General features: G+C 41.3%; 21 protein-coding genes and 2 pseudogenes. 11 read left to right on the top strand and 12 right to left on the bottom strand.

Features of this window, described 5'->3' with window-relative positions; all coding sequences use genetic code 11:
* Positions 1 to 19 precede the first annotated feature (19 nt).
* Positions 20 to 919 carry a helix-turn-helix domain-containing protein gene (locus tag UH38_RS05720; protein WP_200892306.1) on the bottom strand — a complete coding sequence of 300 codons (900 nt, stop codon included), beginning with the start codon at positions 917 to 919 and terminating at the stop codon, positions 20 to 22.
* 171 nt (positions 920 to 1,090) lie between these two features.
* Here UH38_RS05720 and UH38_RS05715 point away from each other — a divergent pair, with 171 nt between their 5' ends.
* On the top strand, positions 1,091 to 2,425 hold the full coding sequence (locus tag UH38_RS05715) for an AAA family ATPase (protein WP_045053677.1): 1,335 nt from the start codon (positions 1,091 to 1,093) through the stop codon (positions 2,423 to 2,425).
* Positions 2,422 to 3,135 carry a Rho termination factor N-terminal domain-containing protein gene (locus UH38_RS05710; protein ID WP_045053676.1) on the top strand — a complete coding sequence of 238 codons (714 nt, stop codon included), beginning with the start codon at positions 2,422 to 2,424 and terminating at the stop codon, positions 3,133 to 3,135. The genes UH38_RS05715 and UH38_RS05710 overlap by 4 nt, the downstream gene beginning before the upstream one ends.
* A 54-nt stretch (positions 3,136 to 3,189) precedes the next feature.
* Here UH38_RS05710 and UH38_RS05705 read toward each other — a convergent pair whose 3' ends face one another.
* The gene (locus UH38_RS05705; protein ID WP_045053675.1) at positions 3,190 to 3,711 is read right to left on the bottom strand and encodes a GNAT family N-acetyltransferase; all 522 of its coding nucleotides are present in this window, start codon (positions 3,709 to 3,711) and stop codon (positions 3,190 to 3,192) included.
* A gap of 197 nt (positions 3,712 to 3,908) precedes the next feature.
* Here UH38_RS05705 and UH38_RS05700 point away from each other — a divergent pair, with 197 nt between their 5' ends.
* The 3 genes from UH38_RS05700 to UH38_RS05690 all read left to right on the top strand — a co-directional run bounded on the left by UH38_RS05700 (position 3,909) and on the right by UH38_RS05690 (position 5,754).
* Positions 3,909 to 4,325, top strand: a complete 417-nt coding sequence (locus UH38_RS05700) for a hypothetical protein (RefSeq protein WP_045053674.1) — start codon at positions 3,909 to 3,911, stop codon at positions 4,323 to 4,325.
* Positions 4,326 to 4,419: 94 nt separating this feature from the next.
* Complete coding sequence (locus UH38_RS05695) at positions 4,420 to 4,983, top strand: hypothetical protein (protein WP_045053673.1); 564 nt, start codon at positions 4,420 to 4,422, stop codon at positions 4,981 to 4,983.
* A gap of 30 nt (positions 4,984 to 5,013) precedes the next feature.
* Positions 5,014 to 5,754, top strand: coding sequence for an ABC transporter ATP-binding protein (locus UH38_RS05690; protein ID WP_045053672.1), 741 nt, complete (start codon positions 5,014 to 5,016; stop codon positions 5,752 to 5,754).
* On the opposite strand, the gene UH38_RS05685 is transcribed toward UH38_RS05690, so the two are convergent.
* Positions 5,751 to 5,969 (bottom strand): hypothetical protein, encoded by a 219-nt coding sequence (locus UH38_RS05685; protein ID WP_045053671.1) that lies wholly within the window; start codon positions 5,967 to 5,969, stop codon positions 5,751 to 5,753. The genes UH38_RS05690 and UH38_RS05685 overlap by 4 nt on opposite strands.
* Before the next feature lie 66 nt (positions 5,970 to 6,035).
* Here UH38_RS05685 and dgt point away from each other — a divergent pair, with 66 nt between their 5' ends.
* A complete protein-coding gene (gene dgt / locus UH38_RS05680) occupies positions 6,036 to 7,376 on the top strand; it encodes a dGTP triphosphohydrolase (protein WP_045053670.1) in 1,341 nt (446 codons plus the stop codon).
* 26 nt (positions 7,377 to 7,402) lie between these two features.
* On the opposite strand, the gene UH38_RS05675 is transcribed toward dgt, so the two are convergent.
* Positions 7,403 to 8,284, bottom strand: coding sequence for a tetratricopeptide repeat protein (locus UH38_RS05675; RefSeq protein ID WP_045053669.1), 882 nt, complete (start codon positions 8,282 to 8,284; stop codon positions 7,403 to 7,405).
* 142 nt (positions 8,285 to 8,426) lie between these two features.
* Between UH38_RS05675 and UH38_RS05670 the strand changes: the two genes are divergently transcribed.
* Positions 8,427 to 8,993, top strand: coding sequence for a Uma2 family endonuclease (locus UH38_RS05670; RefSeq protein WP_045053668.1), 567 nt, complete (start codon positions 8,427 to 8,429; stop codon positions 8,991 to 8,993).
* Positions 8,994 to 9,074: 81 nt separating this feature from the next.
* Here the strand turns inward: UH38_RS05670 and dxr are convergent, their stop codons facing one another.
* Entirely contained in the window at positions 9,075 to 10,259 is a 1,185-nt protein-coding gene (gene dxr, locus UH38_RS05665) for a 1-deoxy-D-xylulose-5-phosphate reductoisomerase (RefSeq protein WP_045053667.1), read from the bottom strand.
* Positions 10,260 to 10,536: 277 nt separating this feature from the next.
* Here dxr and UH38_RS05660 point away from each other — a divergent pair, with 277 nt between their 5' ends.
* Both UH38_RS05660 and UH38_RS05655 read left to right on the top strand, forming a co-directional pair.
* Positions 10,537 to 10,770, top strand: coding sequence for a Nif11-like leader peptide family natural product precursor (locus UH38_RS05660; RefSeq protein WP_045053666.1), 234 nt, complete (start codon positions 10,537 to 10,539; stop codon positions 10,768 to 10,770).
* A gap of 534 nt (positions 10,771 to 11,304) precedes the next feature.
* Complete coding sequence (locus UH38_RS05655; protein ID WP_052672266.1) at positions 11,305 to 13,266, top strand: APC family permease; 1,962 nt, start codon at positions 11,305 to 11,307, stop codon at positions 13,264 to 13,266.
* Between the two features lie 110 nt (positions 13,267 to 13,376).
* Here the strand turns inward: UH38_RS05655 and secA are convergent, their stop codons facing one another.
* The 3 genes and pseudogenes from secA to UH38_RS28090 all read right to left on the bottom strand — a co-directional run.
* Entirely contained in the window at positions 13,377 to 16,175 is a 2,799-nt protein-coding gene (gene secA / locus UH38_RS05650; RefSeq protein ID WP_045053665.1) for a preprotein translocase subunit SecA, read from the bottom strand.
* 313 nt (positions 16,176 to 16,488) lie between these two features.
* Positions 16,489 to 17,025, bottom strand: a complete 537-nt coding sequence (locus UH38_RS05645) for a diheme cytochrome c (protein WP_045053664.1) — start codon at positions 17,023 to 17,025, stop codon at positions 16,489 to 16,491.
* A gap of 71 nt (positions 17,026 to 17,096) precedes the next feature.
* Positions 17,097 to 17,228 (bottom strand): annotated as a pseudogene (locus UH38_RS28090) (AAA family ATPase); the annotation flags it as partial.
* A gap of 943 nt (positions 17,229 to 18,171) precedes the next feature.
* Between UH38_RS28090 and UH38_RS28085 the strand changes: the two are divergent.
* Positions 18,172 to 18,306 (top strand): annotated as a pseudogene (locus UH38_RS28085) (acyl carrier protein); the annotation flags it as partial.
* A 37-nt stretch (positions 18,307 to 18,343) separates the two neighbouring features.
* On the opposite strand, the gene UH38_RS05635 reads toward UH38_RS28085, so the two are convergent.
* Genes UH38_RS05635 through surE form a run of 3 tightly spaced genes read right to left on the bottom strand, consistent with a single transcriptional unit; the run spans position 18,344 to position 21,023 of the window.
* Entirely contained in the window at positions 18,344 to 19,252 is a 909-nt protein-coding gene (locus UH38_RS05635) for an AAA family ATPase (RefSeq protein ID WP_045053663.1), read from the bottom strand.
* 2 nt (positions 19,253 to 19,254) lie between these two features.
* Positions 19,255 to 20,181 (bottom strand): bifunctional riboflavin kinase/FAD synthetase, encoded by a 927-nt coding sequence (locus tag UH38_RS05630; protein ID WP_045053662.1) that lies wholly within the window; start codon positions 20,179 to 20,181, stop codon positions 19,255 to 19,257.
* Positions 20,182 to 20,219: 38 nt separating this feature from the next.
* The gene (gene surE / locus UH38_RS05625) at positions 20,220 to 21,023 is read right to left on the bottom strand and encodes a 5'/3'-nucleotidase SurE (protein WP_045053661.1); all 804 of its coding nucleotides are present in this window, start codon (positions 21,021 to 21,023) and stop codon (positions 20,220 to 20,222) included.
* Between the two features lie 34 nt (positions 21,024 to 21,057).
* Here surE and pheS point away from each other — a divergent pair, with 34 nt between their 5' ends.
* Complete coding sequence (pheS, locus tag UH38_RS05620) at positions 21,058 to 22,065, top strand: phenylalanine--tRNA ligase subunit alpha (RefSeq protein ID WP_045053660.1); 1,008 nt, start codon at positions 21,058 to 21,060, stop codon at positions 22,063 to 22,065.
* A 68-nt stretch (positions 22,066 to 22,133) separates the two neighbouring features.
* On the opposite strand, the gene UH38_RS05615 is transcribed toward pheS, so the two are convergent.
* Positions 22,134 to 23,570, bottom strand: a complete 1,437-nt coding sequence (locus UH38_RS05615; RefSeq protein WP_045053784.1) for a RecQ family ATP-dependent DNA helicase — start codon at positions 23,568 to 23,570, stop codon at positions 22,134 to 22,136.
* Between the last annotated feature and the right edge of the window lie 119 nt (positions 23,571 to 23,689).

Raw genomic sequence — 23,689 nt, 5'->3', positions numbered from 1 at the left:
TACAGATTTCTGCTTTTTTTTACAAGTTTTTGCCTACAGATTTGGGCGTAACTCCAAGTAATCGTTTAAAGTGGTAATTGAGATGTGCTTGATTGGCAAAACCGACCTTATAGGCAACATCAGCGATCGCATTACCTCTACTAAGTAGTTGTTTGGCTCGATTGACGCGACATTGAATCAAGTATTGATGCGGTGCAAGTCCTGTAGATTGCTTGAATAAGCGCGAAAAGTAAGTAGGACTCATCTGCACGACTTGGGCTAATTCCTCTAATCCCAAGGACTGCTCTAAATAGGTATTGATGTAATCTATTACTGACTGCAACTTGTACTTAGGTAAACCACCTGTATATTCCTTAATTACTGGTTTTTGAATGCAGTAATGCTGTAAAAGGTGAACGGCGAGAAGATTGACAATTGTCTCTGCATAAAGCTTGCTACCTAAGCTATTTGATTCTAATTCTGCCTTTAGCGTCAAACCTAACTGACAAATTAACGGATCGGGCGTGGCAAAATAAGGTGCGAGTTCTACTTTTTCTGGCTCAACTATTTCGGATATAGTGCGGCTAAAAATAGCTGGCTCAAAACCTAACATAATTACGCTACCGCTATCGTACCACTGCGTTTGATTGGTAGTACCTGCGGGAACAATTACGATATCGCCTTGCTTGACTTGTTCAGAGCGCAAGACTTCGCCGATTTTGCGTTCTGCTTTAATAGGTTTGGGGATATCTACAAAAATCGCCATCCCATGTTGCAAGCTGGAAACTTCTGGGGTTTCGCCTGGAAGTTGATAGTCGTAAGCTAGATAAATTCCATTCCATCCTGCTGTTTTGCTTGTAAGTACAGGAAATTGAGGGAATATTAAAGCAAGCGCTTCTTCTTTAGAGCAATCGAGGTTTAAAAGCGGTGCAGGCATCATTTTCGCTCCCGATTCGCGCTAGATGCACTATTAGTTTAACTTGGGTGAGATGGAGTGCGATCGCACTTTACCCAAACAAAAAATATTGCCTAATTTAATTGTGCATATAGTGAATAATTGTTTCTAACTGGGCATACTAAAGTCGAACATTGCTGAAAGTCGCCTGAGATAATGAGTACGACAATTACAAGGCTTCAAGCTGCCCTGCGAAGTCTACCCGATCAAGCCCAAGAACCTACTGTTAACGACATTTTTGCACCTACCTTGCTGAGAGAGTTAGGATTTCAAGCTGAAGAAATTATTTCAGAATACAAGACTGGTAATGGAAACGAAGCCGTTGATAAAGCTGCTAGGAACACTATTGAAGATGACGTTTTCCTCCATACCAGATCTAATCCTTATCTATTGGTAGAGCTAAAAGGTAGAGATATTAATTTATCTAGTAATGCTGCCGATTATCAAAAAACAGTCAATCAGTTGAAAAGATATCTACTTGCATCTAATTGTCAGACAGCGCATTGGGGTATTATTACTAATTCTTGTCATATCCAGTTATTTCGCAAGCATGGCAAAGTAGTATTTCCTGCAACCAAATGTATTTCTATTAACGAAGAAAACATTGATAAAGTTATTGCTGTAATCAAACAAAAAATTGCAAAACCAGCTAGAGCATTAACAATAGCTGTTTATAATAATAAAGGCGGAGTTGGCAAGACAACTACAACAGTCAATTTAGCTGGGATATTGGCTTTTTTAGGCAAAAAAGTTTTAACCATAGATTTCGATCCAAATCAGCAAGATTTAACTAACTCTTTAGGTTTGCCGTTAAGTCCTGACAATCTCTATCAAGCTCTTATTGACAGAGATATAAAGATTCAAGATGTTGTACGTCCTTACTCGTTCAAGAAAGGAAACTTGGAGCTTAAGTTTGATGTCATTCCAGCAGATAAAAGGTTAGCTGAGGAATCAGAAAATCTTTTACGCAATTATTTAAAGCCAAATACGCTTTATCGAAAATTAGAAGATTCTAGGCATATATATGATTACATTTTGATAGATTCGCCGCCAAACTGGCGAGTATTTAGTCAATTAGCCGTATATGCAGCGGATGTTATTCTTATTCCCACAAAACACAATAATCTTTTCTCGCTAGAGAATGCAGCTACAGCAATCAAAAAGTTCATTCCTGAAGTACAACAGCAAAAGGCTGATGGTAGTCCTATTTCTTTACCAATTTTCTTTAATGGGGAAAAGATTACACAACCACAGCTAGAAGTAGCTCAACAAGAGATTAAGAAGATTATTGAATCTGCTAGAAAGGAGAAAATTGATTTACTACCCTATTTCTATCCCAAGTACACAAATGGAAAAAATTTGCATATTCATCAACTACCAAGCTATGCAAATATAGCAAGTTCAACATTTTCTCGCATTCCTGCAGTTTATCGAGATAAATTTGCTCACGAATATTACAAAAATTTAGCCAAGGAGTATTTTTTACAATGAGTAGTCTTAGCGATATCGGTAACTTAATGCATATCTATTTAGATGATATTAGTCCTAATGGGGGAACTGATGCACCTGAATTTTTGATTAAAGCTTCTGCTACTTTGCTGCAACAAAAAGGAGGAAGAAATTGGATTCCAGTTGTTGTCAAACAAACTAGCGAAGATAAGTATGAAGTAATTGGCAATTCATTTGTTTATACAGTTGCGGAACAAGCTGGCTTAGATCGCGTTTGGTGTATTGTTGCTGATGATAGTGAGGATACTGTTGAAGTTACCAAAGTCCTTGCTGGTGAAAAAATGCCAAGAATCAATCTCTCTACAGCATCCAGAGATGAGATTATGGCAGCATTACAATATCTAATCGAACAACCAGGAAGCGCTCTCAAAACAGTTAAAATTGCTGTAGCAACAAATCGAATTGATGAAGCACCTCGCCAGTCTTGGCAAAATTTTGACCCAATTACAAAACTCAACTGCGGTATTACTAAAGGCGCAAAACTTGAGGCTTTAAAACAGGTGTTTTATTTAACACCTCAAACAACACCAGAGAAAAAGGAAAATGCTAGTGTTCCTCAAGCAGCGCCAGAAAAGACTACAAGCATTTCTAAAACAATGTCAGTGACAGAACTGAAAAAAATAGCTAAGGCAAGAGGAATTACTGGTTATAGTAAGATGAAAAAACCTGAGCTTTTAGCTGCATTAAGTTAATGAATTGAAGTAATGCGATCGCTAGCTTTACAATCAACGTAGGCATAGCGATCGCTAAATCGCAATAGCAGGATGCGATCGCTCAAAATATACCAGTGGTTTGTCATTGACTACAGCATTCCCTGTTTTCACCATCCCAATCTTCTCTAGTACGCGCACAGACGCAAGGTTTGGTTCGTCTGCATCTGCTTTGACTACAGGCAAATTAAGCGTTTCTAGCATATATTTCAACACAGCATCAGCCGCTTCTGTTGCATAGCCGCGTCCCCAGTAGTCAGGATGAATGCCATAAATTAAGCTAGGAATTTCTGCTTTTGAAGGCAAACAACCAGCAAAACCAGTAAAACGTTTAATATTGACACGCGCAAAGATTAACCAGAGTCCGTATCCATATTCGGCAAAGTTTGTCCCACTATCTTCGACAAAAGAACGCGCCTCGTCTAAGGAAATTGTCCGGTTGTCAAAGAGAAAATGGCGGACGCGATCGTTGGTACAAAGAGTATGCAGCAGTATAGCATCATCCATTCTACGGCAAGGTCTAAGCTGAAGTCGGGTTGTTTCAAGTACGTGGAGCATTTGCCCAGATATACATCTAACAGTTAGCCGAACAGCTTGGCTGCTCTATATATAAATCATCGCAGCAATCGTAATTCCTGAAATATAAGTTTAAATAACGTAGCGCGATCGCCTTTTTGTCTGCATTTCCTCTTTTCGGTGGGTGTCTGGGTATCAGTTACTAGCTAAGATTAACCCAAAATACCCTTGATAATAAAATGAGCAAGAAAAAGGATAAAGCTAATAACACAGACGATAAAAGCCCCAAGGTAATTGATATCGCTGGCAAACGTCCGGTTGAACCAGGTACGCTTGAAGTTAAAGAAACACTAGATATTGACGGCAAACGCCCTGTTACTTCTGGCGAGACAAACGTGCAGAAAAGTTTTGAATTCGATGGCGAACGTCCCATTAGCTCCAGTCATCTTGAGTACGAACATACACTAGATGTAGACGGACATCGCCCAATCGATCCAGCTGAAATTGAAATAGAAGGCACTTATGAAGAAGACGGCGAACGTCCCATCGGTAAAAGTGATTTTGAAATCACAAGCACTTACCGAGAAGATGGCAATCGTCCAATTAGCTCAAATAAGCTAGAAAATCAGCAAATTACTACAGATTACATAGATTAAAATATTTGATGAAAAGAGAAGGATTAAGGCAAACCTATATCCTTCTCTAACTATTTATCAGCCTTGTATTATCCAACATTAGAGTTATATTGCCTTGGTAGACTTAGCTCATTCCTCATCTTCGACTTTTCGCCTATCGCCTTTAATTCGGATTACACTTCTAAGTCTCTATGTAGCTTTGACAGTGCCTTTACCTTTTTTGGCGCAAGTGACAAGTGCGCCTGTTCCGCCTGTGGTGTTGTGGGCGGGTATTTGCCTAGGAGCGATCGCTTTATATGCTGCCCTCAGCGAAAGAGTAATATTAGACGATCGCGCAATTAGCGTAACTTACCCCAATTGGGTTCCCAAATTCTTTCGCAAAGGTTGGTCTTTAGATTGGGTAAATGTAAAAGCTTTAAAACCAAGAACCACAGGTCAAGGTGGCTTAGTTTACTACTTCCTAGGCAGCGATGGCAAAGGTTATTTGTTACCAATGCGTATAGCTGGTTTTGCTGAATTGGTTAGGCAAGTGCAGGCAAAAACAGGCATAGATACAACCGATGTTCGCCCATTAGCACAACCTTGGATGTATTTGATTTTGTTCGGGTTTACGCTGCTTTTGCTTTTAGTCGATGGTTGGACGATTTTAACGGCGATGTCTCAAAACCCATTAATATAATTTACTTGTCCTTCTATTTGCGAGTAGCCAGTGCAAACAGCACAACTACGTTTAGATCGAGTAAGTCTATCTGCATCAGTTGGTTCTCGATATTTACTCAAAGATATTTCCTTTGTAGTGCATCCAGGCGATCGCATTTGTCTAATTGGTCCTTCTGGTGCGGGTAAAACTTCACTGTTAAGGCTGCTAAATCGTCTCAGCGAACCGAGTGCAGGCACAATTTACTTAGAAGATAGCGATTATCGAACTATTCCCGTTATTCAACTGCGCCAGCAAATTCCGCTAGTACAGCAAGAATCGAAGTTGCTAGGGATGACAGTAAAAGATGCGTTAGCGTATCCGCTGGTTTTAAGGGGATTAGAGAAGTCGCAAATTCAGCAAAGGGTTTTGTACTGGAGCGAGCAATTGCACATCCCCCAGGACTGGCTAGAACGCTCTGAGGTGAAGCTTTCGGTAGGGCAAAGACAAATAGTTGCGATCGCTCGTGCTTTGGTAATTCAGCCCAAAATTCTCTTACTAGATGAACCGACTTCTGCTTTGGATGCTGGTAGAGCTAACCAACTTTTGCAAGTATTAGCTGCAAATAGTCAGACCACAATCTTAATGGTGAACCACCAGTTAGAGTTAGCCCAAAGTTTTGGAGAGCGAGTTTTGTACCTCCAAGACGGGCGTTTGATTCGCGATTTGCCTAATTCTCCCGAACTTGATTGGCATAAACTGCGAGATGACTTAGTACAAGCAGAAATTAAAGCAGCACAGGAATGGAGTTAGCCGCCTGTAATTAAATTCCAGATTATTTGCGGCAATTGAGTTATTTGTTGCCACAAGTCTTGAGGAATAATACCGAACGCTATTTGTAAGATTAGAACAATTGCTGTAACTGCGATCGCTGTAGTCACTGTTGTTTTTACTATTTTAATTAAGGCTGTAAATACTAGCCAAGACACAATTACAGCAGCAACTAGAATTATCAACTCAACTGGCATTAGCTTTAGCCTGAAATACTCTTATTATTTAAGGTAAGCGATCGCCCTAGCAGTTGAGCATTATCTATGCAGTGGAGCAAACTTTTATCTTCTAGTCGTTTGGTGGAAGATCCTAATATTCCTGACGCGGGAAGAACTGTTTTTGAGAAAGATTTTGATAAAATTATTTTTTCTTCGTCTTTTAGAAGACTTAAAGACAAAACTCAAGTATTTTCTTTAGTTGAAAATGACTATATCCGCAGCAGACTAAGCCACAGCTTAGAAGCTTCATGTGTGGGCAGAACTTTAGGTACGCTTGTAGGTAGTGAAATTATCAAACGCCACACTCAAGAATTACAAGATTTTCAAGCTAGAGATTTTGGCGATATAGTAGCGGCAGCTTGTCTAGCACACGATATTGGCAATCCACCTTTTGGTCATGCAGGTGAAGATGCTATTCAAGAGTGGTTTAAGTCTGATAAAGCAGAAAATATTTTATCGTTGTTATCAGCGCCTCAACAAGCAGATTTTAAAAGTTTTGAAGGAAATGCTCAAGGTTTTAGAATTCTAACTGAGCTAGAAAAACCTGCTAATACTCTTGGCGTTCAATTTACTTGTGCTACTCTTGCTACATTTACTAAATATCCTAGAGAAGCAGGAATTAATAATAAAGCTTTTGATAGTTACAATGCTAATTTGAATAATAAAAGCACAAAAAAACACGGTTTCTTTCAAGCAGAGAAAGACTTGTTTGCTCGATTAGCTAATGAAGTAGGATTAATTGCCCGCAACAATACAGTAGCTTGGTGGTGCAGGCATCCCTTGACTTTTTTGGTAGAAGCTGCGGATGATATATGCTATCACATTGTCGATTTGGAAGATGGCTTGCAAATGGGAAATATTACTTATGAAGATGCAAGTGCATTACTCCAAGATATTTTAGCAGGAGAAAAGTTAGATAATTTAAGTAGCGATCGCAAAGCAAATATTAAATACCTACGTGCTAAAGCAATTCATAAACTAATTACTGAAGTCAAGCAAGTATTTCTAGACTGCGAACCTAATTTTTTAGATGTAACACTAGACAGTCCTTTAACTTCAGAGATTGCATCGGGTAATAAGTTAAAAGAAATTATAGATATTACTCGCAAGAATGTATATGAATCTTGCGAGGTTGTTGAAGTAAAGGTAGCTGGATATGAGGTAATAGGAGGATTATTAGAAGAATTTATTACTGCTATTGCTGAAAGTAGTTTATCTAAAAGTTACTTAATCAAAAAGTTAATCCCAAATTTTCGAGAAGATGCCGACATTTATACAAAAGTATTGCAAATTACAGATTATATTGCTGGGATGACTGATTCTTTCGCAGTTTCGCTATTTAAGAAAATTAAGGGCATTTCATTACCTCGTGGCGGGAGATATTAAGGGCGTACTCACGCTCCTACTAATTATTACTGCTGAAGTTCTTGAATTCGCGCTAAAGCATCTTGGTAATCTTCCGTTCTATTTTCTAATTTGTAGAGATTTGCTGCTTGCTGAAAATCTTGAATCGCTAATTGGTTATTTTTTAGAGCAACATACAATAAACCGCGATTGTAATAAGTATTAGCTGACTTGGGATTAATTTTTAGTGCTTGGTTGAAATCTTGAATTGCTGCTTGCCGATCGCCTAAATTAGAGAAAATAATTCCTCGATTGTTATAAGCTAAAAAGTAGCTGGGATCTACTTCGATAGTTTGGCTAAAACTGGCGATCGCCGCTTGATAGTTTTTGAGCCTAGCGTAAGTAATGCCTTGGTTATAGTAGCTAGAAGGATTATTCGGATTAATTAGGATCGCTTGTTTGTAGTCTGCTAGCGCTGCAGTGCGATCGCCTTGATCGTCAAGAATATTACCGCGATTTTCGTAAGCTGCGGCGTAATTGGGATTTAGTTTGATAGTTTGGGTATAACTTGCGATCGCTGCGTCGTAGTTTTTGAGTTTCTCGTAAGCAATACCTTGATTGAAGTAAGTAGTGTAACTATTAGGATTAATTTTAAGCGCTTGTTGATAATCGGCGATCGCACCAGTAGAGTCTCCATTATCGTCTCTGGCATTTCCACGCGCTTCATAGGCTACATCCGATCTAGGATTTAGTTGAATTGCTTGCGTAAAGTCCGCAATTGCACCTTCATAGTCGCCTTGCTTGTATTTATCTGTTCCTTGCTGAAGGTAGTCTTGTTCGCTAAGTTGAGAGATGGACGATTGTGCAGATTGGGCGCTTATAGCCGCAGGTTGTCCGCTAAGAATACCAATAATTCCTAATACAGCAATGCTATTTTGAATGCGATTCATAACTTTAGAATGGTAAATGCTCAGTGCTACATAAATCTACCAACTGCCGCCAGTGCTTTCCAGATTTTTAGGGCAAAGATATAGGGAGAGCGATCGCTATACTTGGTTAAAATGAGAATCTAGCTTTACTTGGGAGTCTTAAATGGTAGTTACTGATTCCACCGCAAAAATCTCTCTAGCTGAATTTTTACAATTACCCGAAACTAAGCCCTATAGCGAGTATATCAACGGTCAAGTTTATCAAAAACCTATGCCTCAAGGAGAACACAGTATTCTACAAGGTGGTTTAGTTACTACCATTAATCAAACTGCTACACCATCAAAACTAGGGTATGCTTTTCCTGAGTTACGCTGTACGTTTGGCGGTGCGGTAATAGTTCCAGACATCGCAGTTTTTGAGTGGCAAAATATTCCTTTACTTTCTAATGGGAGAATTGCTAATAAATTTGAAATTCCCCCAGATTGGATAATTGAAATCCTCTCCCCAAACCAATCACCTAGCCACGTCATCAGAAAAATAACTTTTTGCCTCAATCACGGTACAAAGCTAGGTTGGTTTATTGATTCTAACGGGGAAGCGGTTACAGTCTTTCAGCCTAACAAGCTACCAGAATTTAAGGAAGGACAAGACATTTTACCTGTCTTAGATGTACTTAATGACTGGCAATTGTCGGTAGCAGATTTATTTAGTTTGCTCTACCCTAACTAGCTTGACAAAATAATTCGTAATTTGTAATTGAAGTCTGTAATGCGCGAATTACTTACGGAGTTCGACTTCAGGCGTGAGGTATTAATGCGCGAATTGCCTCTTTGCGGCTTGACTTGCTGCTAATACTTCTTGCCTTGCCCAGTTGTCAGCGGCGATAATGTCATCTAAAGAAGGATCGGGGCGATTATCATTAGTAAAGCGCTCGCATACCCATTCGATACAACGCGGAATATCTAAAAATTCAATCTTTTCTGCTAAAAATAAGGCTACTGCTTGCTCGTTGGCGGCATTAAGTACCGCTGGCATCGAACCACCCGCCCTACCTGCGGCATAGGCTAACTGCATACAAGGATATTTATCGCGATCTGGTGCTTTGAAGGTTAAACTACCTGCTTTGACTAAATCTAGTTGTTGCCAATCTGTATAAATACGCTCTGGAAACGATAAAGCATAAAGTAATGGTAAGCGCATATCTGCCCAACCTAATTGTGCCAATACTGATGTGTCTTGTACCTCAATCAGCGAGTGAATAATGCTTTGGGGATGAATAACTATTTCTATATGGTCATAATCTAAACCAAAGAGAAAATGAGCTTCAATTACTTCTAACCCTTTGTTCATCAATGAAGCTGAGTCTATAGTAATCTTCTGTCCCATAGACCAGTTAGGATGTTTTAGAGCATCGGCAACTTTGACAGTCGCCAATTTTTCTACAGGCAAATCGCGAAAAGCGCCTCCTGATGCTGTGAGCAAAATTCGTCGCAATCCTTCCTGTGGTACAGCTTGAAGGCATTGAAATATTGCTGAATGTTCGGAATCGGCAGGTAATATTTTGACACCGTGTTTTTCTACTAAGGGCAAAACTACAGGCGCACCAGCAATTAACGTTTCTTTGTTGGCTAAAGCTATATCTTTTCCAGCTTCAATTGCAGCAATCGTAGGTAATAAGCCAGCACAACCGACTATACCTGTAACTACAGTTTTTGCCTCGCCATAACGGGCAACTTCAACTACTCCAGCTTCTCCTGCGAGCAAGATTGGTTTATAGTCGAGATCGGCGATCGCTTCTGTTAATTCTGGCAACTTAGTTTCATCGCAAATAGCGGCAATTTGCGGGCGAAATTGGCGAATTTGCGCCGCCAACATTTCTACATTCCGCCCCGCAGCCAAACCTACAAGCTGGAACTTGTCAGGGTATTGAGCCACAATATCTAATGTTTGTGTACCGATAGAGCCAGTAGAGCCTAAAAGAGTAATCGCTTTCACAATGTTTTAACAGTCAGCAGCAATTACTACTATAAAATTCTTCGGACTCTTTAGATAGAGCCAAATGCGATCGCATACCACAGAAAAATCGTAGCAATTGTTAACAGAGTTACCAATAGCTTTAACTTCTGTCAAGATTTGGTGAAATTTACCAATTACAGAGCTATGCTCAAAGGTAGCTGGCTTGATATTTATAAGTGTGAGATTTTCCCTACGCCCTGCGCCTGCTTGAAGCTAGTGAAATAAAGATCCCAAATAAATCAGGAGTTGTACTGTAATGACACAAGAAAACGCTGCTCGATTTTTTAAGTCTGTACAACAAGACCAAGGATTAAAGGCAAAGCTGAAAGCTACTGACGATCCACAAGCATTTTTGCAGATTGCTAACCAACGCGGTTATCAGTTTACTCTTGAAGAGTTAGATGCGGCGATCGCTAAATTGTCTCACGAAGAGGTAGCAGCGGTTATTAACCCAGGTATATCGCCTAGAAGACATTTAACGCCGAGGTAAAACAGTTAGTAATAATGACTTGGATAGAAAAAAGCGATCGCGCAATTTACGCGATCGCTTTTTGTATAAATTTATATAAAAATTAACTAATTTAGGCATTTTGCTTAAATTATTTTTGCATAGGAAAAATTAAACTACTTTTCCTAAACACTAAAGCGGGATTGTTTGCGGTATTTACGGATATTTAAGTTGGGGCTATGCTTGCTGTTGCCAAATATCCGTAGAATCTCAATGGTTATTACTTATTGTTAGGTTTATTACTTATAGATGTAATCTAAATCTTTCCAGAGGTGGCAAGTAGAAACACTGAACATTTTGACGTACGTTGCATAAATAACTTATAGCGATAAATAAAATTATGACTAAAAGACGCTAAAAGTAAGTTTTTTATTTGTTTGCTCCTCAAACAATTCAGCAGCCGTCATAATAAATCGCCGAACAAATCAGGGCAAATCTAAATTTATTGTTAGGGCAAGATAGCTCATGTTACGAACTAATTATTTATTTAACTCAATTCATCTATAAAGAGGTATTGTGGCAGTTTCTTCTTTTGATTCTCAACATCCATACAAATCGTCAAGTCCAGCCAAGAGCGAACAGGTTGTCAAGCCTCAAGCAATGCGCTTGCAGAGGACTTTAGGTGCGCTCGAAACTTATAGCTTTGGCTTAACAGGTCATGTTGGTTGGATTGGTACTGCACCTGTACTTCATGCCGCTCTTGGTCCTAAAGCTTTTTGGGTATGGCTACCAGGCGTAATAGTCTCTATGTTGTTAAACTTTCAGGTGCAACGCCTAGCTCAAACTTGGACAAATTTGGCAGGCGGAACGCCTAACTATGCAGCAAGGCTGTTAGGTAAAATCTCTAAATTAGGACCTTATGTAGCAATTGGGTATTTTGTCGGCTGGGCTGCGGCTCCTGTAGTATATGCGATCGTCCTCACAGACTTAATTAAGGTCAATTTACAGCCAATAGGTCTTCACCCACCAGAAATGCTGCTCAAAATTGGCTTTACAGCGATCGCTTTTATCGTCGGCTTAAGCGGTACTCGTGCGTTGGCTATTTTGCAAGTATTTTTTGTCTTACCTGGGATAGCATTGCTAATTGCTTTTTGCGTTCAAGGTTTAGGTTGGCTAGCTTTTTCGCCTGATAGTCCTGGTCTTATACCTAGCAATTTATCAACTCTACCCAGCTTTGGGGAGTGGGCAAAGTGGTTCTTTATTTCTACTTACTCTGTATATTCCTGCGAAACAGCGGCTTCCTTTGTTGCTGATAGCAAAAAACCTGCTCAAACGGCGAGATTTCTAGGAGTTGCTGCTTGGTTAATTCCAGTTGTATTTCTAGGTTGCTCTTGGGTAATGATGCAGTTAGCGGTTCCTGGGGGAACGGGTAATGACGGTAACTTATATGTAAACCTTGTTGCATCGGCTAAACCATTTTGGGGTGAATCGGCTTCGCTTTTGGTTACAGTTTTGATTACTACTTGCTGCCTAGTCAGTAGCTCTACTACTGTCGCTAATACTTCCCGCGTACTATACCAACTTGCCTTAGACGGACATCTCTCACCTGTATTTACAGTTGTTTCCAAACGGGGTGTATTAGGACCAGCCTTGCTATTTACCTTAATCCTTAGTTTAATTTGTCTGTTGATTGGCAATTTATCTGATGTAGTAACAGTTACAGGTGTCGGCTACTTAATCTCAATTATGGGATTTCATCTAGGATTGTGGATGTATCGCCATCGCTCAGAGGTAAGATGGGCTTGGCTGTCACTAGGGTTTTTCATTGTCGAAGCTGTGGTGCTAGTAGTAGGATGCTGGCTGTGGAGTCCCAAAGACTTAATTTTGGGACTATTATTTCCAGGTGTCATTTTGGCTATAGACGTAGCGATTCGGCGGATACCTTTTGCGCTCTTGCGTCCTAAATGGTGGATGAATCTTTACTACAAGCAATCTGAAAGTCATAACGAAGACGTTTTGGGCGTGCAAGTATTTGCTTTGCTAGGACTAATTAGCTGTTCTGTAATTGTCGGTTGGGTTGTGAGCGCCAAATTACATACAGTTGTCGCTCAAGCTAACAATGACTTGTTGGTTATTTTGATTGCAACTTTAGCATTTATCAGCGTGGCGATCGCTTGTTGGACAACATTGCCCCAAATTACAGCGATTGAAGAAGCGCGGGAAAAAGCTGAAAACTTGTTCTACAACGCTATAGACGCTACTTTAATTTTGGATACTCAAGGTAGAATTACCCAAACCAACTTAGCTGCGGAAAAATTATTCGAGATGAAAGCTCAAGATTTGACTGGCTACCGCTTGAATAAATTAGTTTCATTGCCAGGTACGCCGGATGCATGGTCAGAAAGAAGCCAACTCAAACTAATCCGCAAAGGCTTGCGTATATTGGAGTCTACAGTTTTGTCGCGTAATAATCAAGGCGTACAAGAATATGTAGTTACCTTACGCGATATTAGCGATCGCCAGCAGGTCGTTAGCTAGATTCATCCGCTCAAAATTAAAAGGAGTAGCAGTAATCAATTCTGTCTACTCCCGAAGTGGATAAAAATATTTCTCCTAAAACAAACAGCGCCCCACACAGGGGCGTTTTTTTACACCATTTCTGATGGTTCTTGTACTGTTTGCTGCATTTGCGGCTGGAACTGGAACAAAGAGTAGACGACGTTGCGGTAAATATTCGTCATCATATCTAGGAATAGTTCGTAACCTTCGCTCTTGTATTCAACTAGCGGATCTTTTTGTCCGTAACCGCGCAATCCGACTGACTCGCGCAATGCATCCATTTGTTGCAAGTGTTCGCGCCACAGAGTATCAATTTGCTGCAAGATAAAGAAACGTTCGGCTTGACGCATCAATCCAGGTTGCAGCATATCAACTTGAGCTTCTTTGATGTCGTAGGCAATCCTTACTTGCTCGTGCAAGAATGTTTTAATTTCGCTAACAGATAAATCCTCTAATTGATTTGGTTCTAAGTCTTCTAGCAAATAAACAAACTCTTTGACTTTACTTACCAAAGTAGCTACATCCCAATCTTCAGATGGTAAGTCTGGATTGATGTAGTAATCAACAATGTCATCCATTGTCTTTTCGGCATACTTGATTACTTGTTCCTTCAAGTCTTGCCCTTCCAAAACACGGCGGCGTTCGGCGTAGATAGCGCGACGCTGGTTGTTCATTACCTCGTCGTACTCAAACACCTGTTTGCGGATGTCGTAGTAGTACGTTTCTACCTTTTTCTGAGCGCCTTCCAAGCTGCGCGTCAGCATTCCCGATTCAATCGGCATATCTTCCTCAACGCGGAACATATCCATCAACTTACCAACGCGATCGCCACCAAAGATTCGCAGCAAGCTATCTTGTAAGCTGAGGAAAAACCGTGTCGAACCAGGGTCGCCTTGTCTTCCCGCCCGTCCGCGCAACTGGTTGTCAATCCGCCGCGATTCGTGACGTTCTGTACCAATGACGTGCAAGCCACCGAGTTGAATTACTTCTTGGTGTTCGGTATCGGTAAATTGTTCGTACTCGTGCTTGATGCGGTTGTAGGCATCGCGCAGTCTTTGAATGACCAAGTCTTCTGTAGGTGCTTTTTCAGCGGCTACTGCAACTAAGTCTTCTGCTTCTAGTTCTGGTAAACTCCGCTCTCCGTACCGCTGTACGGCAAATTCTACAGCTTGCTTGAGTATTTGTTCCGTTTCTTTGGATAGTTGAGTGGGGAAAATTTGCGGCGACGCTTTCCAAGTTTTCACTTTTTTGCCAGGGACAAAACCTTGTCCGCCAGTGCTACCGCCTGGTAAACCAGCAGCTTGTCCTATACTAAACACATCTTCATCTTCTGGTAAGACGATGCGGGGCATAAAGTATTCGCGCAACTTCAACCGCGCCATATACTCCGAATTACCACCTAAGATGATATCTGTACCTCTACCCGCCATGTTAGTTGCGATTGTCAGCGCTCCCTTGCGTCCGGCTTGAGCGATGATTTCTGATTCGCGTTCCACGTTTTCGGGTCTGGCGTTGAGGATATTGTAGGCAACTTCTCGCTGATTGAGTAGAGCGCTAAGGTATTCAGATTTTTCAACGCTAGTAGTTCCGACAAGCACCGGACGACCGAGTTCGTGCATTTGAGCGCATTCATCGGCGATCGCATTCCACTTGGCTTCTTCTGTTTTATATACCACATCCGACAAATCTTGACGGCTGCGGGGTCGATTGGTGGGGACGATTGTAACTTCTAGCTTGTAAATCTTTTCAAATTCTGCTTCTTCTGTCTTCGCCGTTCCAGTCATTCCGGCTAGTTTTTCATACAGCAAGAAGAGGTTTTGATAGGTAATTGTGGCTAAAGTTTGCGTCTCTGGTTGAATTTCTACTCTTTCTTTAGCTTCAATTGCTTGGTGCAAGCCATCACTCCAGCGCCTTCCTGGTAATACCCTACCAGTAAATTCATCGACAATTACTACTTCGTCGTTGCGGACAATGTAGTTTACATCTTTGATAAATAATTCTTTGGCTTTGAGGGCGTTAAATATGTAGTGCGCCCAAGGATCGTTAGGATCGAATAAGTCTGTAACTTCTAACAGTCTTTCTGCTTCGGCAAATCCTTCATCGGTAAGCAACACGTTACGCGCTTTTTCATCTACTTCGTAATGTTCTTCTTCGCCTTTAATTAAAGCTGCTGCTACTTCGGCTGCTTGCATATACTTCTCTGTCGGGCGTTCTACCTGACCGGAAATAATCAAGGGTGTCCGCGCTTCATCAACTAAAATTGAATCTACTTCGTCAATTACGCAGTAATGTAAGGGGCGTTGCACTACATCAACGATGGATGTAGCCATGTTATCGCGCAGGTAGTCAAAACCTACTTCGCTGTTGGTTACATAAGTAACATCGCAATCATAGTTTTTCTTTCTTTCCGCAGGTCCCATCCCTTGCTGGATTAGTCCGACACTTAATCCCAAAAAGCGATGGATTTGACCCATCCATTCTGCGTCGCGTCTTGCGAGATAATCGTTAACAGTTACAACGTGAACGCCTTTACCTGTGAGCGCATTGAGATAAGCTGGTAGAGTAGAAACTAATGTTTTGCCCTCACCAGTCTTCATTTCGGCAATTTGCCCTCTGTGCAGAATAGTTCCGCCCAATAATTGCACGTCAAAGTGTCGCAGTCCTAATACGCGCTTTCCAGCTTCTCTAACTACAGCAAATGCTTCTGGAAGCAAATCGTCTAAAGTTTCACCATTAGCAAGACGCTGTTTAAATTCAGCCGTTTTCGCAATTAGTTGGTCATCGGGTAAGACTTGTATCTCTTCTTCTAAGAGGTTAATTTCTTTAACCGCTGGTTGAAATTTTTTGAGCTTACGAGCGTTCGGGTCGCCCAGCAAGGTTTTTAGCATGGCAGTTTGAGGAAATATTTAGAATATATGTTTATAGTGTTGAGTTGTTTTGCTCGTGGCTAGATTGAAGCGTATTTTAGTTTTAACTGAATTTGGGCGAGTCCCAATACGAAACTGCTTTTATCGTATCATTTCATGCTGGCTAGGGCTGTAGAGGGATGCGATCGCGCTTTGGCGTATTTCTACACCTTTGTTGGGTGCGGGGATCGATGCAGGGATAGATATAGAAATATTGCGATTGATGTGTGGAGACGTAGCACTGCTACGTCTCTACGATGGGCAATACAATAGGCGATACCAATGAGGGGATTTTTTATTGCCATTCTGATGTCAGGCTGCGGAAATTAAAATCGGCGGCGTTAGGATGACAGCTAGCGCAACTACTTAATTCAAGCGGGCGAGGTAGTTTGACTTGGGGATGCAAAGCTTTAAAATACCGAGATTCTTGCAATCGATAAGGTATTTCTTCTTCCTTGGGTTGAGAACGAGAAAAAATTTGTAAGTATTGCCAAACTATCAAGCGTGAGGGGTCAACCAAAGGCTTGATATTCACGCCATAGTGTTGCGGATCTTGAAGGATTCTTTGCCAAGTTTGTGTAGGTAGAACCGCTGGAGGTACTGCAATATGACAAGTAGCGCAGTTTTCTAAATATAATTCTTGTCCTAATTGGTAGCGTTCGGGAACTACGTCAACCGTACCTATTTCTGCGCTTGGAGTTGTTTGGGCGTTAGTAATTGCAGCTAAACCCCAGCCCATAAATAAACTCCAGATAAGGATCAAGAATAGGAGGAAAAAGGGCGATCGCGTTTGTTTTTGAAAATGGCGTTTTAGCTTAACTCGGTTTGGCATACTCCACACTTACAGGCATTGCTGACTACATAGCATTTGTAGACTACCACTATGCAATAAGTATTCTACAGTTACGCAATAGAAACCGAGCGCAATAATTTTTCTACAACAGTCTTAGCTTTACTTCCCCCAGCAGGAATAAGGCGATGATTGAGGACGTGAGGAGCGAGGAATTTTACATCATCGGGGATAACACAATCTCGTTTTCAGTTTGGTACAGGCTTCAGTTTAATGTTGTTTCTTATACTCAGTATTGCTACTAAACTGCTTCTATAAGTCTCAAACGAGACTTAAAAAAAACAACTTATGCTGATGCTTTAACCTATTTTAGTTTTTTTGTTGTTTTCATAGTTTTACTGGGTACTATCTATCTAGGTTAAACATACATTGCAAAAAGTTTTAAGAGATGAAGTAATGGATCAAGTAGATAAAGATTATGAACTAACAATGCTGAAAACAGCAATTGATATGTACTTGGATAAAACAATTGATTTTACAGAGGAAGGTCTTCAGCTACTTGAATCAAATCGAGATCGTTTTGTATGGGATATAAATACAAACATTTATACTCAGAGTGGTTATAAAGTTGAGTTTTATATAACAAGAGATAGAGTTAGTTATTGGCTTGGAAACAAGAAATTTCAATTAGCACAGGTTCGCTGGGAGCAAAAAGAGCAAGCTCGTCAAATTGCTGAAGAAAAAGTTCGTCTGGCTGAAGAAAATGCTCGTCGAATAGCTGAAGAAAAAGTTCGCTGGGAAGAGCAAACTCGTAGAATTGCTGAAGAAAAGGCTCGTCTAGTTGAGGAGAATGCTCGTCGAGTTGCTGAAGAAAAAGCTCGTCTGACTAAAGAACTAGATGAGTTGGCAGATAGAAGAATAAATAAAAAAATAAATGGAAGTGAAAAAGAACGTGTAATAAAGTATTTAGGCAAGCACAAAGCTAGTATTTTCTTTGAACTTCAAAGAATAATTGTCGATCAGTTATGTGTAGAGGAAAATCTAGTACACTTAGACAGCAATATAGATATAGGGAGTAACTTATATGCTAACAATCGTAGGCTTAACAGCAGTAGCCGAAATGACCTAAATAACAATGCTTTTAACTTTTTTGGAATGAGTATAAGTAGCTGTAATAATTCAAACGATGACCATCTTGACTTCGTTGAACTAATGATGGCTATAGAAGAAGAATTTGATATAGAAATTCCTGACGAAGCAGCCGAGCAGCTTACAACGGTTCAACAAGCTGTAGATTATGTCCATAGCAAACTGTCAGCTTAAAATATTAATGTTGTTGAGAGGACAACTTAAAGCATCGTTATGGAATAGAAACCTGGCGCAATAATTTCTCCACGACAGTCTTAGCTTTGCGCCCTCCGGCGGGAATCATCCGATGGCTAAGGACGTGCGGCGCGAGGAATTTGACATCATCGGGAATAGCATAATCGCGATCACTCAAATAAGCCAAAGCCTGAGTTGCTCTTTGCAAAGCTACCGTACCGCGCGGACTTACACCTAAAGTAATTTCATCATCAGAACGTGTAGCGCGTACTAAGTCTAATATGTACTGTTGCAAAGAAGTCTCAACTTTAATAGCACTGCATAATTGCCTTAATTTTTGCACCTGCTCTAAAGTAATACACGGTTGCAAATCGCTGACGCTAATACCATCTTGCAACCGCTGTAACATTTGCAATTCTTCGGCGGCGCTGGGATAACCCAACGTCAAAGATAGAGTGAAACGATCCATCTGCGCCTCTGGAAGCGGAAATGTACCTTGATACTCAATTGGGTTTTGAGTTGCAATGACGAAAAATGGTGCAGGAACTTGGCGAGAAACACCATCAACTGTTACTTGCCCCTCTTCCATCACTTCTAGCAAGGCTGACTGAGTGCGTGGGGTAGCGCGGTTGATTTCGTCTGCTAATAGCACGTTGGCAAACACTGGACCTGGCAGGTACTCAAATTCGCCGCTTTTGGGGTTCCAAATATTTGTGCCAGTAATATCTGTAGGTAGTAAATCGGGAGTGCATTGCAAACGTTGAAATCGTCCGTCTATAGAACGCGCCAGAGACTTTGCAAGTAAAGTTTTGCCTACTCCTGGGACATCTTCTAACAATGCGTGTCCGCCACTGAGCAAAGCTACTAAAACTAGGCGGATTGCTTCTGTTTTGCCGACAATGGTGCGACTGAGATTGTCAGTTAGCCGATCTATTTGTTGTCTCATGCTTAGAGAGACTCCAATATAGATTTAGCAAATTCGCAATCAGCTTGAATTTGGGCTTTGAGTTCTTCTAACGAGGCAAATTTTTGTTCTGGGCGGATAAATTTTTCTAACTGCACTGCAATCGCTTTTCCGTATAAATCTCCAGACCAATCTAACAGATGTATTTCTACAGACTGGGACATTCCGCTAACTGTTGGGCGATTGCCTATATTCATGACACCCGCTACAGGGCTATTATCTACACCTACAACTCGCACAGCGTATACACCTTGGCGGGGGATAAAGTTTTCTGGCGGTAGTTGAAGATTGGCAGTAGGAAAACCGATGGTGCGCCCGATTTGCTTGCCTGTAACTACTGTACCTGCAAGCGTATAAGCACGTCCTAAGAGTAAATTAGCTCTTTGTACGTCACCTTGTTCCAATGCTTGACGAATTGCCGAACTGCTGATGCGATCGCCCTCGCAAGTATGCAGAGGTACTATAGTTACAGGAATATTGTAATTAGCTGCGATCGCTTGTAAATCTGTAGCTTTGCCGCTGCGCTGCTTGCCAAAGCAAAAATCTTGTCCTACGCTGATACTTTGCGCTTGTAATTGTTGGATCAATATCTGTTCGACAAATTCTTGGGGACTCAAACACGCAAGTTCGCGATCGAAAAGCAATAATACCAGTTGTTCTATGCCTAAGCGTTCTAACTGCTCTACTTTTTGATCTATAGGAGTAAGCAAACTCCGCCGCTTGCCTGTAAAAAATTCTTGGGGATGAGGACTAAATGTTACAACTGTACTGTGCAAATCTTGTGTTGCTTGACGCTTCTTTGCCAAGACAGGCGCAATTACCTGCTGATGCCCGCGATGTACGCCGTCAAAATTCCCCAGGGCAACAGCAGTTGGTGTTAAAGCTTTAGTAAGAGATGAAGTAACCCACACTCTTACATCTTGCCATAAATAAAGAAATGTAACGCCTTTTATGTGCCAGGAAAATCAAATTGCCAGTCTGGGATTTGTTTTAAGCCAGACGCATAAGTGAGGTTATATTGCAAGGGTGTAATCGTAATGTAATTATTGCGGATTGCTTCGACATCAGTAGGAATATCTGTAGGCAAATTCAGCCCTGGTTGGGGTTCGACTTCTTCTAGCAACTCGCCTGCTAGCCAATAGTAAGTTTTGCCGCGCGGATCTACACGCTTTTCAAATACATCAATATAACGGCGCACGCCTTGGCGAGTAATGACAACTCCAGCAATTTCAGTTGCAGATACAGCCGGAACGTTGACATTGAGTAACATTGGTTCTTTTAGAGGTGCGATCGCTAGTTTTTCAAGTAAGCTAACAGCAAAGTCAGCCGCGCTCTGAAAGTCTTGAGATGAAAAGCTAGTTAGGCTAATTGCGATACTAGGAATTCCCTCAATAGTGCCTTCCATTGCTGCCGATACAGTGCCAGAGTATAAAATATCCGTACCTAAATTAGCGCCTTGATTGATGCCAGAAACGACCAAATCGGGAGGACTATCTAGTAAAGCCCATAAGGCAAGCTTAACGCAGTCAGAAGGAGTGCCAGAACAAGCCCAAGCCTTAATATTGGGGTGAAAAACGGAAGTAACAACATCAGCGCGAATCGGTTGGTGTAAAGTCAAACCATGTCCAGTCGCCGATCGCTCTCTGTCAGGGCAAACTACAGTAACATCATGACCGGATGCTGCTAACGTATTAGCTAAAGTGCGAATACCAGGAGCAAAAATACCATCGTCGTTGCTAATCAATAATTTCATTTACAGTAAATATAGACAAAATCTTATACTTCAGATGACTACGATCGATCAGCCTAGCAATTTAGAGACGCAATTAGAAGCACTACGCCAAACAGCCAAAAGTGCGATCGCCACTGCCGAGACTTTAGAACGTTTAGAAGAACTTAGATTAGTTTACCTTGGTAAGAAAGGCGAACTATCGTTAATCTTGCGGGAAATGGGCAAGTTAAGTGCAGAGGAGCGTCCAGTTTTAGGAGCGATCGCCAATACAGTTAAAGAAGCCGTCCAAAATGAGTTAGATCGACGGCGTAGCGATTTGCAAGCTGCCCAAATTCAAGCGCAATTAGCAGCAGAAACGCTAGATGTAAGTATGCCAGCAGTTTACAGTCTTTTGGGTCGCGTACATCCATTAAATAATACGATTGACCGCGTGTTAGATATATTTGTTGGACTGGGTTACACGGTTGCAGATGGTCCTGAAATGGAAACGGACTATTACAACTTTGAGGCGTTAAATTTCTTGCCCGATCACCCAGCGCGGGATATGCAAGATACTTTGTATTTGCCAGATGGAAATTTACTGCGGACTCACACTTCCAACGTGCAAATCCACTATATGGAGGAAAACGATCCGCCGATTAGAATTGCCGTACCAGGAAAATGCTACAGGCGCGATACGGTAGATGCTAGTCATGCGGCGGTATTCCATCAAATTGAAATTTTGGCAATTGATGAAGGGCTAACTTTTACCGATTTAAAAGGGACTGTTAAGGAATTTTTGCAACAGATGTTTGGCGATGTGCCAATTCGGTTTCGGGCAAGTTATTTCCCTTTTACAGAACCGTCTGCTGAGGTAGATATGGAGTGGAACGGGCGCTGGCTAGAGGTAATGGGTTGCGGAATGGTTGACCCTAATGTACTGAAGGCTGTGGGCTACGATCCGGAGGTTTATACTGGGTTTGCGGCTGGTATGGGTGTGGAACGCTTGACGATGGTGTTGCACCAAATTGATGATATTCGCCGCTTTTATGCTAGCGATTTGCGGTTTTTGCAGCAGTTTTAAAAGAACCGCGTCAGCGAAGCGAAGCCGTAGAGGACGCAGAGAGATGAGAGGAGAGGGGATTCTCGATTTTACTGGCAGTTGTCGCAGTGTCCGCACTTGGATATTTCTGAGGCGAATCCGAAGGCGTTGAGTAAATATTGCCAACGGCATTGTTTGGTTGTTAGGTATTTGGTCATTTGTTGGGCGGCGGGAAAGTGGGCTGGTGGTTTGATTTTTATGGGTGGATGGATTTGATAGTGGAACGGATCTAGCCATTCTAGTTGGTTGGTGCTATGCAGTAAGGATAGAGCGATCGCTCCTTCTTTGTGTTGTCTTGCTATTGTGCTGACTTCGCCTTGCACTGGTAGCTTTTTGGCTAGTTGTTGGGCGCTGGAATAGTGCGATCGCATTTTTTCCTCGAAGAACTTCTGCCTTTGTTTGTCTTCTGGATCTAGCCATCCTGTAGGTTCGCTAATTAAGGTTATGGCGATGCTGTCTTTGCCGTCTCTTCCTGCTCGTCCTATTTCTTGCACGTATTCTGATAGTAATAATGGTGGGTGAAAATGCACTACCCAGCGCACGTGAGGCTGGTTTATGCCCATACCAAAGGCTGAGGTACAAATAACGAAGGGTATTTTGCTAGTTAGCCAGTGGTTTTCAATTTGTCTGCGTTCTTCTGGGCTTAAGCCTGCGTGATAGGCTGCTGTTGTATGACCTAAGTTAGTTAGCCATTCGGCTAAATTTTCGCTGTCTCGTCTAGTGCGAACGTATATTAAGCCTGTTTGTTCTGGTTTGGCTTGAATTACGTTTAATAGCTGTTGTTTGCGTCCTTTGGGTGTCCAAGCTATTTGGACTTTCAGGTGTAAGTTTTGTCTGTAGGGATTTTGTTTGAATATTGCTGGAGATTGTAGTTGTAAGACTTGGGTGATGGTTTTTTGGGCTTCGGTGTCGGCTGTTGCTGTGAAAGCGGCGATCGCTATTTTTGTCCCTTGTGGTTTATTTTTTAATAATGCTGGTCTTACTGCCCCTAATCGTCTATAAGCTGGTCTAAATGTGTCTCCCCACTGGACTAGGCAATGCGCTTCGTCGAGGATTATGCCGTTTATTTTTAATTGCGGATTGCATAGTTTTTCCCATACTTTTTGACTGAGTAATGTTTCTGGGGATAAGTAGAGTAATCTTAGTTGTTGCTTATCTAATAACTGTAAAGTTTGCCATTTTTGTTGGCTGGGTAATTCGCTGTGTAATAATGCTGCTGGTAATTGGCGATCGCGCAGTTCTTTCACCTGATTTTCCATTAATGCTACTAAGGGCGAAACTACTAACGTCAGTCCAGTTTGCATTAAGGCAGGAAGCTGAAAACAAATTGATTTCCCTCCACCTGTTGGCATTACCACCAAAGCATCTTGCTGAGATATTAGGCTACTGACAATTTCCCTTTGAGGCGCTCTAAAGTCATCATATCCCCAAATTTCTTTTAACTTAGTACGAATGTCTTTCAATAATGTTGTTTCAGAGTGATTCATAATATAAGCGGATTTTTTAGTAATATTAAAAGTATCTTGCTCCAAACACAAAAGGGGCAGATAGGAAACGAATGTTTAATACTTGATTAGTTTATTAGGAACGGATAATAAAACTAATC

The organism is Aliterella atlantica CENA595 (genome assembly GCF_000952155.1).
In the GTDB taxonomy this organism is placed as follows: domain Bacteria; phylum Cyanobacteriota; class Cyanobacteriia; order Cyanobacteriales; family Chroococcidiopsidaceae; genus Aliterella; species Aliterella atlantica.
The sequence above is the reverse complement of the archived record's forward strand: the minus strand, read 5'-3'. Positions and strand labels throughout refer to the sequence as shown.

Coding starts and splice junctions, on each gene's coding strand:
- UH38_RS05615 (WP_045053784.1), bottom strand. CDS start 23,570: ATGAATCACTCTGAAACAACATTATTGAAAGACATTCGTACTAAGTTA.
- UH38_RS05645 (WP_045053664.1), bottom strand. CDS start 17,025: ATGCCAAACCGAGTTAAGCTAAAACGCCATTTTCAAAAACAAACGCGA.
- UH38_RS05660 (WP_045053666.1), top strand. CDS start 10,537: ATGACACAAGAAAACGCTGCTCGATTTTTTAAGTCTGTACAACAAGAC.
- UH38_RS05715 (WP_045053677.1), top strand. CDS start 1,091: ATGAGTACGACAATTACAAGGCTTCAAGCTGCCCTGCGAAGTCTACCC.
- UH38_RS05710 (WP_045053676.1), top strand. CDS start 2,422: ATGAGTAGTCTTAGCGATATCGGTAACTTAATGCATATCTATTTAGAT.
- UH38_RS05675 (WP_045053669.1), bottom strand. CDS start 8,284: ATGAATCGCATTCAAAATAGCATTGCTGTATTAGGAATTATTGGTATT.
- dgt (WP_045053670.1), top strand. CDS start 6,036: ATGCAGTGGAGCAAACTTTTATCTTCTAGTCGTTTGGTGGAAGATCCT.
- UH38_RS05705 (WP_045053675.1), bottom strand. CDS start 3,711: ATGCTCCACGTACTTGAAACAACCCGACTTCAGCTTAGACCTTGCCGT.
- surE (WP_045053661.1), bottom strand. CDS start 21,023: ATGAAATTATTGATTAGCAACGACGATGGTATTTTTGCTCCTGGTATT.
- UH38_RS05635 (WP_045053663.1), bottom strand. CDS start 19,252: ATGAGACAACAAATAGATCGGCTAACTGACAATCTCAGTCGCACCATT.
- pheS (WP_045053660.1), top strand. CDS start 21,058: ATGACTACGATCGATCAGCCTAGCAATTTAGAGACGCAATTAGAAGCA.
- UH38_RS05685 (WP_045053671.1), bottom strand. CDS start 5,969: ATGCCAGTTGAGTTGATAATTCTAGTTGCTGCTGTAATTGTGTCTTGG.
- UH38_RS05700 (WP_045053674.1), top strand. CDS start 3,909: ATGAGCAAGAAAAAGGATAAAGCTAATAACACAGACGATAAAAGCCCC.
- UH38_RS05720 (WP_200892306.1), bottom strand. CDS start 919: ATGATGCCTGCACCGCTTTTAAACCTCGATTGCTCTAAAGAAGAAGCG.
- UH38_RS05670 (WP_045053668.1), top strand. CDS start 8,427: ATGGTAGTTACTGATTCCACCGCAAAAATCTCTCTAGCTGAATTTTTA.
- secA (WP_045053665.1), bottom strand. CDS start 16,175: ATGCTAAAAACCTTGCTGGGCGACCCGAACGCTCGTAAGCTCAAAAAA.